13 protein-coding genes are annotated in these 13,292 nt (G+C 73.5%); 4 read left to right on the forward strand and 9 right to left on the reverse strand.

The features are described 5' to 3' along the window. Window positions 1–45 precede the first annotated feature (45 nt). Complete coding sequence (locus ABD54_RS21740; RefSeq protein ID WP_235432147.1) at window positions 46–648, reverse strand: hypothetical protein; 603 nt, start codon at window positions 646–648, stop codon at window positions 46–48. A 289-nt stretch (window positions 649–937) separates the two neighbouring features. Here ABD54_RS21740 and ABD54_RS21745 point away from each other — a divergent pair, with 289 nt between their 5' ends. The 3 genes from ABD54_RS21745 to map all read left to right on the forward strand — a co-directional run bounded on the left by ABD54_RS21745 (window position 938) and on the right by map (window position 4,054). Then, window positions 938–2,386 carry a sensor histidine kinase gene (locus ABD54_RS21745; protein WP_047871381.1) on the forward strand — a complete coding sequence of 483 codons (1,449 nt, stop codon included), beginning with the start codon at window positions 938–940 and terminating at the stop codon, window positions 2,384–2,386. Continuing rightward, entirely contained in the window at window positions 2,383–3,060 is a 678-nt protein-coding gene (locus ABD54_RS21750; RefSeq protein WP_047871382.1) for a response regulator transcription factor, read from the forward strand. Before ABD54_RS21745 ends, ABD54_RS21750 begins: the two co-directional genes overlap by 4 nt. Window positions 3,061–3,283: 223 nt before the next feature. After that, window positions 3,284–4,054, forward strand: coding sequence for a type I methionyl aminopeptidase (gene map / locus ABD54_RS21755; protein ID WP_047871383.1), 771 nt, complete (start codon window positions 3,284–3,286; stop codon window positions 4,052–4,054). A gap of 66 nt (window positions 4,055–4,120) precedes the next feature. Here map and ABD54_RS21760 read toward each other — a convergent pair whose 3' ends face one another. From ABD54_RS21760 to ABD54_RS21795, 8 genes are all read right to left on the reverse strand, one after another. Continuing rightward, a complete protein-coding gene (locus tag ABD54_RS21760; protein ID WP_082166936.1) occupies window positions 4,121–4,774 on the reverse strand; it encodes a bifunctional DNA primase/polymerase in 654 nt (217 codons plus the stop codon). Window positions 4,775–4,870: 96 nt separating this feature from the next. Beyond that, on the reverse strand, window positions 4,871–5,869 hold the full coding sequence (hemB, locus tag ABD54_RS21765; protein WP_047871385.1) for a porphobilinogen synthase: 999 nt from the start codon (window positions 5,867–5,869) through the stop codon (window positions 4,871–4,873). A gap of 47 nt (window positions 5,870–5,916) precedes the next feature. Further along, window positions 5,917–7,605, reverse strand: a complete 1,689-nt coding sequence (locus tag ABD54_RS21770) for a uroporphyrinogen-III synthase (protein ID WP_047871386.1) — start codon at window positions 7,603–7,605, stop codon at window positions 5,917–5,919. Between the two features lie 99 nt (window positions 7,606–7,704). Next, window positions 7,705–8,712 (reverse strand): hydroxymethylbilane synthase, encoded by a 1,008-nt coding sequence (hemC, locus tag ABD54_RS21775; protein WP_047871387.1) that lies wholly within the window; start codon window positions 8,710–8,712, stop codon window positions 7,705–7,707. Beyond that, on the reverse strand, window positions 8,709–10,214 hold the full coding sequence (locus tag ABD54_RS21780; protein WP_047871388.1) for a glutamyl-tRNA reductase: 1,506 nt from the start codon (window positions 10,212–10,214) through the stop codon (window positions 8,709–8,711). The genes hemC and ABD54_RS21780 overlap by 4 nt, the downstream gene beginning before the upstream one ends. 138 nt (window positions 10,215–10,352) lie before the next feature. Next, window positions 10,353–11,048 carry a redox-sensing transcriptional repressor Rex gene (locus tag ABD54_RS21785; protein WP_047871389.1) on the reverse strand — a complete coding sequence of 232 codons (696 nt, stop codon included), beginning with the start codon at window positions 11,046–11,048 and terminating at the stop codon, window positions 10,353–10,355. Between the two features lie 412 nt (window positions 11,049–11,460). Further along, on the reverse strand, window positions 11,461–11,727 hold the full coding sequence (locus tag ABD54_RS21790) for a glutaredoxin family protein (protein ID WP_047871390.1): 267 nt from the start codon (window positions 11,725–11,727) through the stop codon (window positions 11,461–11,463). Window positions 11,728–11,760: 33 nt separating this feature from the next. After that, window positions 11,761–12,018: a MoaD/ThiS family protein gene (locus ABD54_RS21795; RefSeq protein WP_047871391.1), complete on the reverse strand. Its 258-nt coding sequence runs from the start codon at window positions 12,016–12,018 to the stop codon at window positions 11,761–11,763. A gap of 107 nt (window positions 12,019–12,125) precedes the next feature. Between ABD54_RS21795 and ABD54_RS21800 the strand changes: the two genes are divergently transcribed. Beyond that, window positions 12,126–12,893 (forward strand): response regulator transcription factor, encoded by a 768-nt coding sequence (locus ABD54_RS21800; RefSeq protein ID WP_013155372.1) that lies wholly within the window; start codon window positions 12,126–12,128, stop codon window positions 12,891–12,893. Window positions 12,894–13,292: the final 399 nt, after the last annotated feature.

The following is a 13,292-nucleotide window of genomic DNA, read 5'->3' on the forward strand; positions in this document are numbered from 1 at the left end:
GGCCTCACCTCCGCCGCACCCGCCCGCCCCCGCCGTCCCGCGTGCTCAGTCCCGACCGCGCAGGAGCGGGAGCACCACGGCCGCGCACATCAAGGGGAGCAGCAGCAGCGGGACGAGGAGCCACACCAGCATGTGGTCGACGAGCAGGACGACCGCCGCCTGCGCCAGGCCGACCAGCACGAACCCGGTCCTCATGAGGCGGTGCGCGCCCGACCACCAGCGGAGCACGGGCCCGTCGCGGTCCGCCCCGGGCTCCGGTGCGGGCAGGACGGCGCCGAGACCGACCAGGAACAGACCTGTCGCCGCCCCCAGCACCCGGCTGATCGGGAGGTCCCATCCGGCCTGGCCCAGGACGAGCACGCCGTGCGTCACGAGCAGGAACAGGGACAGCAGGCACAGGAGCGCGTTCATGCCCCGCGCGGCGCTCCGAGCCGACGACAGCCGCAGCGAGTCCTGGAGGCCGTTCTGGAGACGGGTCCCGAAGACCGCGGCGGCCGACAGCACGACCGCCAGCAGTCCGGTCGTCAGGGGCAGGGCCAGCACGAGCACCACCCGGGGGACCGTGTCGGGGGTGCCGTCCAGGTTGGTCCGTCCGCTGAGCACCGTCCCCGGCAGCTCGGGCCAGGCCGTCCAGGAGACGAGGGCCATGAGGGCGACCGAGACCGCTGTGACGAGAATTCCCGAAAGGGGAATGCGCGGCCTTTCCCTCTTCGCCTCCGACGGATTCTCCGTACCGTTCATTCCTTTTTCCTCTCCCTCGCCGTTCTCGTGGCACAACACTAGGAAAAGGGCTTTCAGGGCCGCATCGACCGCGGGGCACGGTGCGGTCACGCGTTCGGCGGGCCCCGGACGTGCCGGAGGTCATGGTGCGGACGTGCCCCCGACCATGACCTCACGCGACGGTCCGCACCGGGCGGTCCCGACTAGGCTCGGAGGAATGCGCACCCCCGGCTCCGCGACCGACCCGTCCTCCTGGGTCACGCTGCACGAGAACCGTCCGCCCCGCGTTCTCAAACTGCTGTTCTGGGGCGCGGTGGCGCTCACACTCGGCCTTTACGCCCTGCTGTTCCTGAGCGGGCAGATGCGCTTCCGGGGCGGCGACCCCGTCGCCAACACCGCTGTGCTCGTCAGCGTCGGCGTCCTGCTGCTCTGCTGCGCGCTGTGGCCGTTCCTGGCCTGGTCCCCGGCGTCCCCGTGGCCGCGCAGGGCGGTCAGCGCCGCCTTCCTCGCCCTCACCGTGCTCTGCATGCTCAGCAGCAACCACACGACCTTCCTGCTGCTGTGCGTGGGCACGATGAACGCGGTGGCCGTGTTCGGGCTGCCGGGCGGCATCGGCTACGGCTCCGCCGTTCTCGTGTTCAGCGTCGGTCTCACCCTGGTGGTCCCCGACCTGCCGTTCGCGGTGGGGCTGTTCGCCGGGGTGATCCTGCTGTTCATCGTGGCGGCGTCGGGAACGGTGTTCCTCGGGCTGACCGTGGCCGCGCGGCGGGCCGAGCGCACACGGGAGCTCCTTGCAGCGCTGGAGGAGGCCCACGGGGAGCTGCGCCGCCGCTCCGAGCGCATCCGCGAGCTCACCGTGGCCGAGGAGCGCGCCCGCATGTCCCGGGAGATGCACGACAGCACCGGCCACTACCTGACCGCGCTCACGATGTCGCTGACGAACGCGCTGCGCTTTCGCACAGCCCGGCCCGACGCGGCGTGGGAGGAGGTGGAGCAGGCCCGTGAACTGGCCGGGGAGGCGCTCACCGACACCCGGCGCTGGGTGCGCGCGCTGCGACCCCTGCGGTTGGAGGGACGCGCGGGGCCGGCGGCCATGCGGGCGCTGGCGGCCTCATTCGACGGCGGGGGCATCCGGATCGGGTTCGCCGTCACCGGCACCGGGGTCTGGCCCGACCTGTCGGAGGAGGCCGAGCTGGTCTGTTACCGGGTGCTCCAGGAGGGCCTGACGAACGCGATGCGCCACTCGGGCGCGGACCTGGTCGAGGTGGAGGTGCTGACCCGCGCCGACGGGGTCGCGCTCACGGTGACCGACAACGGCGGCGGCGCGGCGGAGGAGGCGGTGCACGCGGGGTTCGGGCTGCGGGGCCTGTCCGAACGGGTCGCGGCCGTCGGCGGGACGATGCTCAGCGGCAACGTGTGCGCGGACGACCGGGCCCGGGAGGACACGGCGTTGGGGGCCCGGGCGCGGAAGAGCGCGGCGCCGGAGGGCCGGACGCGTGAGGACGCGGCGGACGGGGACCAGACCTGTCGGGAGCGCACGCTGGAGGGCGCGGCGCCGGGGAGCGCGCCCCCGGCGGGTTCCCCCGGCTTCCGGCTCCGCGCGGAGGTTCCCGCGGACGCCGGTACGCGGGAGACTGTTCACGGCACGGCTGGGGGCACCACTTGACCACTGTTTCGGTCCTGATCGTCGACGACCAGATCCTGATGCGGCAGGGCCTGCGCAAACTGCTGGAGATCGAGGAGGGCGTCGACGTCGTCGGCGACGCCGCGGACGGCGTCGAGGCCCTGGAGTTCCTGTCGGCCGCCGACCCGCTCCCGGACGTGGCCCTGGTGGACGCCCGTATGCCTCGCATGGACGGGGTGGCCCTCGTCGGGCGGATGCGCGCGGAGTATCCGGGCGTGCCCGCCCTGGTCCTGACCACGTTCGACGACGACGAACTGGTCTTCGGCGGCCTGCGGGCCGGAGCGCGCGGCTACCTGCTCAAGGACGTGGCGCCGGAGGAACTGGTTACGGCGATCCGCCGCGTCGCCCGGGGCGAGACCGTTCTCGGCGGTCCGGCGGCCGAACTCCTGGTCGCAGCGCTGGGCGGGGGCCCCTCCGCCGCCCCCGAGGCGGACCCGTCCCGCCGTTCGGAGCACGGGGAGGCGCCCCGGCTGTCGGAGCGCGAGGAGGAGGTGGCCCGCCTGGTCGGCACGGGCGCCACCAACCGGGAGGTCGCGCGGACCCTGTTCATCACCGAGGGCACCGCCAAGAACCACGTCACGAGCATCCTGCGCAAGCTCGGGCTGCGCGACCGCACCCGGCTCGCCCTGTGGGTACGGGAGCGCCGGGACTGCTAGAGGGCCCGTCCTCGGAGGCCGGACGGGCCCGTCCTCGAAGGCCCTCCGACGCGTGCGTCGGGCACGACCCCGGGCGTTGGGCGCCCCTGCGGGCGGGGCAGGACCCCGCAGCGCCGTCCGCGCCCGCCCTCCGGTGGGGCGACCGGCGTTCCGGCCAGAACTCCACCCCCGGAAGCGGTATAGTATGGCCGGTATAGTTATTGGTTGCGTGAGAGGCCGTCGCATGATCGAGATCCTGAAACCCGCCGAACTGGCCCGAGCCAAGGACGCCGGCGCCCTGGTCGCCCGCATCCTCCGGACGGCACGGAGCCGTACCGCGGTCGGCACCAACCTCCTGGACATCGACCGGTGGGCCCGGGAGATGATCGCCGAGGCCGGAGCGCAGTCCTGCTACGTCGACTACGCGCCCTCCTTCGGGCGCGGGCCGTTCGGCCACTACATCTGCACGGCCGTCAACGACGCCGTGCTCCACGGGCTGCCCCACGACTACGCGCTCGCCGACGGCGACCTGCTCACCCTCGACCTCGCAGTCTCCCTGGACGGGATCGCCGCGGACTCCGCCATCAGCTTCGTCGTGGGCGAGTCCAGGCCCGCGGAGAGCCTCGCGATGATCCGCGCGACCGAACGCGCGCTGGAGGCGGGGATCGCCGCCGCCCGGCCCGGCGCCCGTATCGGCGACATCTCCCACGCCATCGGCTCGGTCCTCAGCGCGGCGGGGTACCCGATCAACACCGAGTTCGGCGGTCACGGCATCGGGTCGACGATGCACCAGGACCCGCACGTGGCCAACACCGGACAGCCCGGACGCGGCTACAAACTGCGCCCCGGGCTGCTGCTCGCCCTGGAGCCGTGGGTCATGGCGGACACCAACGAACTGGTCACCGACGCCGACGGGTGGACCCTGCGCAGCGCGACGGGATGCCGTACGGCGCACAGCGAGCACACGATCGCCGTCACCGACAAGGGAGCCGAGATCCTCACCCTGCCCGGGTGAACGCCGGACCGCCGCTCGCGCGCCCGGCCCGGTAGCGCCACCGGCGGGCCCGGCGCGCGCCGGGGGTCAGGCGGGGAACTCCTCGCTCGCGTCGGCGAGGATGTCGAGCACCACGATCGGGTCGGGCAGCACCACGGCCCCGTCCGCGGCGCGCGGCGGGCGGATCCAGGTGACCCGGCCGCCGGAGGGCAGCAGCGAGGGGGCGCCGAGCACGAAGCTGTCCCGGCAGTGCCAGCGCAACCCCGGCATCTCCTCCACGGCCTCGGGTACGCAGTCCAGGTGGCAGGACCACCACTCGTCCTCGTCCACCGGCGAACGGGTGGCCACGAAGAACAGGTAGCGCGAGGACTCCACCGCCGCGACCGGGCCCGCGGGGACGCCCGAGCGGCCCATGCGCGCCAGCGCCATCAGACCCGCCTCACGGGGGACGTCGAACACGTCGAAGACCCGCCCCGTGGGCAGGATGATGTTGGCGTCGGGGGCGGCCGTCCACCACCGCCGGATGGTGTCGGCGTCGGTGCTGGCCTCCACCGCCCAGGCCATCGTCACCGGGTGCGCCGCCGGGTCCGGACAGCCCATCCGGTCGCAACTGCACGCGCGGTCCTGCCCCGGCGAGGTGCCGCGCGCCACCGGCCAGCCCAGCTCGGCGTAGCCCAGAGCCGCAGCCAGCATGCCGCCCGCAGCATGGCGGCGCTTACGTCGGTACAGAACCTCGGCCATGGAGCCTCCCCGGTGTTCGCTCGTGTTCCAGACGCGGCCTCGTCTTCGAAGGCCCGGCGCCCGGAGACCGCGACCGGGGCGAGGGGCCTGGTCGCGCTACCGCAGCAGGCGGGCGGCCTCGGTCGCCCAGTAGGTGAGGATCTGCTCGGCCCCGGCCCTGCGATAAGAGGTCAGTGTCTCCACGATGGCCCTCTCGCGGTCGATCCAGCCCCGCTCCGCGGCCGCCTCGATCATGGCGTACTCGCCGCTGACCTGGTAGGCCGACACGGGTACCGGGGAGGCCTCGGCCACCTTGGCCACGATGTCGAGGTAGGCCAGGCCGGGTTTGACCATCACCATGTCCGCGCCCTCGGCGACGTCCAGGGCCACCTCGCGCAGCGCCTCGCGCGCGTTGGCGGGGTCCTGCTGGTAGCCGGAGCGGTCGCCGAACTGCGGCGCGCCCTCCGCGGCCTCGCGGAAGGGGCCGTAGAACGCCGACGCGTACTTGGCCGCGTAGGCCAGGATGGGCACCTGCCGGTGCCCGGTGCGGTCCAGACCGGCGCGGATCGCCGCGACCTGGCCGTCCATCATGCCGCTGGGCGCCACCACGGCGGCTCCCGCCTCGGCCTGGGCCGCGGCCACGGACGCGTACCGCTCCAGGGTCAGGTCGTTGTCGACGTGCCCGTCCACCTCCAGCGGGCCGCAGTGGCCGTGGTCGGTGTACTCGCACAGGCACAGGTCGGCGATCACCACGAGGTCGTCGCCGACCTCGGCGGACAGGTCGCGCAGGGCGGCCTGGACGATCCCCTCGGGGTCGTCGGCGGCCGAGCCGTGCGCGTCCTTGTGCGCGGGGATACCGAAGAGCATCAGCCCTCCGACCCCGGCGGCGGCCGCCTCGTGGGCCGCCTTGCGCAGGCTGTCACGCGTGTGCTGCACCTGGCCGGGCATCGAGGAGACGGCCACCGGCTCGGTGATGCCCTCCTTGACGAACATCGGCAGGACGAGGTTCTCGGGGCGGACCCGGGTCTCGGCGACCAGGCGGCGCAGCGCCGGACCGCGGCGCAGGCGGCGCGGCCGGACCACGGGGAAGGCCGCGTCGTTGTTGGAGGCGTTCATCACGGTGCTCCCGGGAAAGGTTCGTGCGTCGGCGGCGGTGTGGTCTCTCAGAGCTTGCGGCGGCGGCCGCGCCTCTTCTGACTGGGTTTGAGGACGGGCTTGCCCGCCTCGACCGCCTCGCGCCTCTTCTCGGCACCGTACTCCGAAAGGGCCTTTGCCAGGGCGGAAACCGAGGCTTTGGGAGCCACTACGTCGACGCGCAGGCCGAACTCGATCGCGGTCTTCTGCGTCTCGGGGCCGATGACGGCGATGGCGGTGGTGTTGTGCGGCTTGCCCGCGATCCCCACCAGGTTGCGCACCGTGGAGGAGGACGTGAACAGCACCGCGTCGAAGCCGCCGCCCTTGATCGCCTCGCGGACGGGCGCGGGCGGGGGCGCGGCGCGCACGGTGCGGTAGGCGGTGACGTCGTCGACCTCCCAGCCGAGCTTGTCCAGTCCTGCGGACAGGGTCTCGGTGGCGATGTCGGCGCGCGGCAGCAGGACCCGCTCGATCGGGTCGATCTCGGCGTCGTAGGGCGGCCACACCGAGACCAGGCCCGAGCTGGACTGCTCCTCCTCGGGCGGGGCCAGGTCGGGCTGGATGCCGAACTCGCGCACGGCGCGCGCGGTGGCCTCACCGACGACGGCGACCTTGACCCCGGCGAACGCGCGCGCGTCCAGGCCGTAGGACTCCAGGCGCTCCCGGATGGCGCGGACCGCGTTGACCGAGGTGAAGGCCACCCACTGGTAGCGGCCGGTGACCAGGCCGCGGACGGCGCGCTCCATCTGCTGCGGGGTGCGCGGCGGCTCCACTGAGATGGTGGGCACCTCCTCGGGCACCGCGCCGTAGCCGCGCAGTTGGTCGGACAGGGCGGCGGCCTGCTCCTTGGTGCGGGGCACCAGGACGCGCCAGCCGAACAGCGGGCGGCTCTCGTACCAGGACAGCTCGGAATGGCGTCCCGCGGCGGGACCGACGACCATCAGCGCGGGCGCGGTGACGTGGTGGCCCTTGGCGTCCTTGGCCTTGAGGTCGGCGACGAGCCGCCCCAGGGTCGAGGAGACCGTGGTCTGGCGGGTGGTGCCGCCCGCGCGCACGACCGCGACGGGGGTCGTGGCGGGCCGCCCTCCGGCGATGAGGGTCTTGCACAGCACGTCGAAGCCGGGGCCCTGGTGCTCCACCGGCTCGTCGGCGGGCGCGTCGCCGCCCATGACGACGAGGGTGGCGCCGCTGGCGGCGGCCTCGTGCCAGTCGACCCCTCCCCCGCCGTGCGCGCGGGCGTTGAGCACGCGCACCTCGGGGCTGTCCGCGTCCAGCAGGGGCACGCCCGCGAAGGTCGGCACGGAGGTGATCGCGGAGACGCCGGGGGCGACCTCGACCTCGACCCCGGCCTCGTGGCAGGCGGAGACCAGCTCGGCGCCGCGGCAGCCGAAGAACGGGTCGCCGGAGTAGAGGCGGACCACCCGCTGCCCGTCGCGGGCGCGCGCCACCGCCATGGCGTTGACGTCGCCGCCGCACTCGCCCGCCTCGATCACGGAGACGTCCTCGGAGCAGTGGGAGAGGAGTTCGGCGCGAAAGCCCGAGAGCTCCTCCGCGGCGGGCTCCCGCAGGGTGATGACCACGTCGGCGTGGCTCAGCAGCTCGGCGCCGCGCAGGGTGAGCAGGTCGGCGCCGCCCGGACCGGAACCGACCAGGGCGACGTGCCCGGCCCGCGCTGCGGCGCGCGGTTCCTCCGGCTGGGGGTTGGCGTTGGCGTTCACGTGCTGGCTCCTCTGTGTGGGTCGCCGCGCCCCGGTGTGCGGCGGCGGGGGCGGCGGTACGGCGGGCCCAGGCCGAGGAGGCCCGCCGGCTGCTCCTGCTTAGGGCGTGTCCCTCTCGGCGAAGGCCTCGGCCACGATGCGGTCGGCGCCCTCGGCGATCATCTGGCGGGCCAGGTCCCGGCCGAGCGCGGTGGCGGCGGCCAGGTCCCCGGGCGAGGCGAGGTCGGCGGCGCGCTCGCCGCGCACGGCCTCGGCCCCGTCGGTGGCGACCACGGCGGCGCGCAGGCGCAGGCGGCCCGCCCCGGCGTCGTACTGGGCGTAGGCGCCGACCGGGGCGGCGCAACCGGCCTCCAGCTCGGCGAGCACGGTGCGTTCGGCGACGACCTCGGCACGGGTGGCCGGGTGGTCGACCGAGTTCAGGTAGGCCAGGTCGCCGTCGAGGCGCTCGGCGGGGCACTCGACGGCGAGGGCGCCCTGGCCGGGCGCGGGCAGCATCTGCTCGGGCTCGAAGACCTCGGTGACGTCGTCGGTGCGGCCCACGCGGCCGAGCCCGGCGTAGGCCAGGACGACGGCGTCCAGCTCTCCGGAGGAGACCTTGCCCAGGCGGGTCTCGGCGTTGCCGCGGATGGGGACGTAGACCAGGTCCGGGCGCAGCGCGGCGAGCTGGGCGACCCGGCGCGGGGAGCCGGTGCCGACCCTGGACCCGGCGGGCAGGTCGGCGAACTTGAGCCCGTCGCGCGCGCAAAGGGCGTCGCGCGGGTCGTCGCGTTCGGGGACGGCGGCCAGCACGAGCCCCTCGGCGGGCGTGGTGGGCAGGTCCTTGAGGGAGTGGACGGCGAAGTCCACGGTGCCCGCGTGGAGCTCGTCGCGCAGCGCGTTGACGAACACGCCGGTGCCGCCGAGCTGGGTCAGGTGCGCCTTGGTGACGTCGCCGAAGCTGGTGATCAGCTCCAGCTCGATCGCCCTGCCGGTGCGTGCGGTGATGGCGTCGGCGACCATGCGCGACTGGCTGGTGGCCATGGTGCTGCGGCGGGTGCCGAGCCTGGCCGGGGCGCCGTGGTCGGGTGCTCCGTCGGCGGTCGTGCCTAGGGAGGGCGTGCCGGTCATGACTTCTCCTGTGCGGTCCGTGCCGCGGTGGCGGTGCCCTCGGGGGCGGTGAGCGCCTCGGGGCTTCCGGGGTCGAGTGCGAAGAGTTCTCTCAGGGCCGCCTCGTAGGACTCCCCGTCCGGCGCGGCGGCCAGTTCCTTGACGCGAACGGTCGGTCTGTGCAGGAGCTTGTCGGCGACGCGGCGCATGGCGCGGCTGATCTCCTCGCGCGTGCGGTCGTCGAGGTCGGCGGGCAGGCGGCCATGCAGGCGCGAGAGCTCGGCGTCCACCAGGTCCCTGGCCTGGGCGCGCAGGGCGACGACCGTGGGGGTCACCTGGTGGGCGCGGCGGACCGCGCGGAACTCGGTGACCTCCTCGTCGACGATGCCGCGCACGAGGGTGAGTGCGCTGTCGCGGCCGGTTTCGGCGCCGGGCGCGGCTGCGGCGGCCTGGCGCAGGTCCTCGATGTCGACCAGGCGCACGCCGGGCAGCTCGCGCACGGCCGGGTCGATGTCGCGGGGCAGCGCGAGGTCGAGGAAGACCAGGGGCCGCGTGCGCCCGGCGGTGGCGGCGGCCACGGCCTCGGCGGTCAGCACGAGGCCCTGGGCCCCGGTGCAGGAGATGACGAGGTCCACCTCGGCCAGCGCGGCGGCGGCGTCGGCGAAGGGGACGGCGCGGGCGTCGGCGGTGTCGTAGGCCTCGGTGAGGCACTCGGCCAGGCGCGCGGCCCGCTCGAAGGTGCGGTTGGCCACGACGACCGCCTCGGCGCCCTGGCGGGAGACGGTGTTGGCGGACAGTGCGCTCATGGAACCGGCGCCGAGGACGAGGACGCGCACGCCCGTGAGGGGGCCGTGCGCGGGCCGGGCGAGTCCGGGCGCGTCGGCGGTGCCGCCCGGGACCGCGGACATGGGGCAGCCCGCGGGGGGCAGCGAGTCCACGGTCTGGGCGGTCTGGAGGGCGGTGGTCTGGGGCGCGCCGGTCGGGCCGAGCCCGAGGCCGCCGGAGGCGACGGTGAGGCCGAAGCTGACCATGTCGGCGCCCGCGTGGTCGAGGTGGGTCTCGGTGTGGGCGCGCTTGCCCACGCGCAGGGCGCGCTGGCCGAGGTCGTTGAGGACGCGGCCGACGGAACCGGTCTCCTGGCCCTCCTTGAGGGCGTCGCGCACCTGGCCGAGGATCTGGCCCTCGCCGAGGACCATGGAGTCGAGCCCGCAGGTGACGGAGAACAGGTGTTGGACCGCGCGGTCCTCGTAGTGGACGTAGAGGTGTTCGGAGAGCTCGCCGAGGGGGACCCCGGTGTGCCAGGAGAGGAGTTCGGTGATGGCGGAGACGCCGCCGTGGAAGGCCGAGACGTCGGCGTAGACCTCGGTGCGGTTGCAGGTGGAGACCACCATGACCTCGTTGACGGGCTCGGAGCCGACCATCTCGGCGACCGCGTTGGCGCGGGTCTCCCCGTTCAGCGCGACACGTTCGAGGAGCGCCACCGGCGAACTCCGATGGCTCAACCCCACGGCCAGGACACTCATCCGCACTACTCCTATGCAGGCACCACACAGCGTCTTCGTATGCCCCGGCGGCGGCCAGACCGCCGGAGGCGCGGCGCACGCTCGCTCATCGCCCACCGCTCATGCGGGCCTCACGGCCCGGATCGTCCACCCCTCACGTCACGTCAGCTCCAGCCCCGCGCGTTCCGCGCCGTAGCCGTCGCCGTCGGCCCTGCGCTGCGCGTGGAAGGCGAGGATCTGGAGTTCGATGGACAAGTCGACCTTACGCACATCGACTCCGTCCGGCACATTGAGTACGACCGGCGCGAAGTTGAGGATGCTGGCCACCCCCGCCTCGACGAAGCGCGTCGCCACGCCCTGGGCGGAGACCGCCGGCGTCGTGATGACCCCGATGGAAACCCTCTCCGAACGGACAACCTCCTCCAGGCTGTCAATATGCCTCACGCCCAGGGAGGCGACACTCTGCCCCACCATCGCCGGGTCCGCGTCGAGCAGCGCCGCGATGCGGAACCCGCGGGTCCCGAACCCCCCGTAGTTGGCCAGTGCGCGCCCCAGGTTGCCTATCCCGGCGATGGCCACGGCCCAGTCCTGGGTGAGACCAAGCTCACGTGAGATCTGGTAGACGAGGTACTCCACCTCGTAACCAACGCCACGCGTGCCGTAGGACCCGAGGTGGGACAGGTCCTTGCGCAGCTTGGCGGAGTTCACACCGGCCGCGGAGGCGAGGTCCTCGGAGGAGACGGTGAGGGTGCCGCGGTCCTGGAGGGTCTGGAGGGCCCGCAGGTAGACGGGGAGCCGGGCCACGGTGGCCTCCGGGATGCCCCTCTCCCGGGGCCGTGGTGGACGACTTGTCACAGGCGGGCGCTCCTGGTCGGCGGGCGGGCGCGGAGGCGGTCCGGGCGGGAGGCGGGCCGCCTGGGTCGGCGTGCGGAGCGGACGGGCTGCCGCCGCCGCACTCCTCAGGCGTGTCTTGGGGTACCCAGATTACGCGCTTGTGAAAGCACGCACAAAGTGGGGCCCGCTGTGACGGCGGGCTCATAAGTTCCCACCGGCGAGGGGCTCGGCACCCCCGCGGAAACCCCGGGCGCGCACGTCGGCAATTCAGGACAACCAAAGAACGCCATATGTGCATATTTGTGGTCACAGATGTAGTTTTCGGACTTACTCAGCTCTCCGGCGGAGCCGCCCCCCGAGAGCAATCGGAAACGTTCCCTCCCATCGCCGGGCCCCTGACGGTGAGGCCCTCCGGAGAACCGCCCGAAACCCCTCAGCCGCCCAGGGCGGAGCGCAGCCGCTCCTCCCCCACCCTCCAGAAGTCGTGGCGCCGCCCGTCCACGAAGGTCACCGGGATCTTGTCCCAGTACTCCTCGCGTTCGTCCGCGCCGACCTCGTCGAGCCGCCGCACCGCCCGGCTGGCGCCGAGTTCGTCCGTGACCCGCTCGATGACCCCCCAGGCGTCCTCGCACAGGTGGCATCCCGGCTTGCCGAGCATCACCACGCGCGCATCGCCCGCCCACCGGGGTGTTTCAGCCATGTTCCCCTCCTGTTTCCGGAGCCTTGCGGCACCTCAGCCGCCCGCGAAGGGCGGTAGGACCTCGATCACAGTGCCGTCCGTGACCGGCACGTCACCGTGCGCTCTGCGCCCGACCGGGTGCTCGTCGACCAACAGCGAGGAGGATCCGAGTACGCGCTGGAAGCGGTCGTCCGGGTGCAGCCGACACGCCGCCTCCAGTACCTCCGCGAGCGTGGCGGCCCCGACCGTTTCCTCAGCGGTTCCGGCGGCCTCCTTGGCCGCTGCCCAGTACCTGATAGTGCACTTCGCCATCCGTTGATTATCCTTGGTGTTGCTCGGAGGCGACGAATTGGACATCTTCACCGGGGGCAATGGCGCCTTCGATCGCCCGCACAGAGCGGGGTGACGAGAAGAGACGCATGAGCCATCTGCTGCTGTTGACGAACTCGAACGAACCGTCCGACCACGTACTTCCCGCCCTCGGTCTCCTTCTGCACTCGGTGCGGGTGGCACCGGCGGAGGCGGGGGCCCTGCTGGCGTCGAACGCGGGCGGCGGCTCCGGCGCGCCGGTCGACGCCATCCTGGTGGACGCGCGGACCGACCTCGCCGCGGCCCGCAACTTCTGCCGCCTGCTCGACACCACGGGCCTGGACTGCCCGCTGATGGTGATCCTGACCGAGGGCGGCGTCGCGGCGCTGACCCCCGACTGGCAGGTGAACGACTTCATCCTGTCCACCGCCGGCCCCGCGGAGGTCGAGGCGCGCCTGCGGCTGGCCGTGGGATCGGCCGAGGCCGGGACGGACGACCCCGACGAGATCCGCAGGGGCGATCTCGTCATCGACGAGGCCACCTACATCGCGCGGCTGCGCGGCCGCATCCTCGACCTGACCTTCAAGGAGTTCGAACTGCTCAAGTTCCTGGCGCAGCACCCAGGCCGGGTGTTCACCCGGGCGCAGCTACTCCAGGAGGTGTGGGGCTACGACTACTTCGGCGGCACACGCACCATCGACGTCCACGTGCGGCGCCTGCGCGCCAAGCTGGGCTCGGAGTACGAGTCGCTGATCGGCACGGTGCGCAACGTGGGCTACCGCTTCGTGCCCGACCCGGTCGCCAAGGCGCCCTCGGCCGTACCGGAGGGGGTCGACGCACCTCCCGCCGCGCGCTCCGCGGAGCCCAGCGCGACCTGACGGACCGGGCGAGCCGCCTCCCTCCGCCCGGAAAACGGCTCCGGGGCGCCCGTGCGGGCGCCCCGGAGCCGTTTTCCTTCCCGGGCCCGACCGTCCCGCGGGCGGACGGTGTGAGAACGGGCCTCCGGACACTCGTGTTCGACGGCCCCAGGTCCTAAGATCGTGTGGGCACCCCCACGCCGGGACGTCAGGCGCGGCGAAACTCCCCTCGGGCGGGTGCGCAGAAGCTGCCTTGGCGCGCCATCCGCGAGGAGGAGAACGCCCCGATGCCCACGAACGCCGCGAGACCCCCCCTACTCCCCGGGCGCCGCCGCACGGCCGTCGCCCTGGGCGCCGTCTTCGTCGGTTCCAGTCTGGTCGCCGTCATGCCCCCGGCCCACGCCGAGCCGAGCCCCTCCG

It is taken from the genome of Nocardiopsis sp. RV163, from assembly GCF_001029525.1.
GTDB classification, from domain to species: Bacteria; Actinomycetota; Actinomycetes; order Streptosporangiales; family Streptosporangiaceae; genus Nocardiopsis; species Nocardiopsis dassonvillei.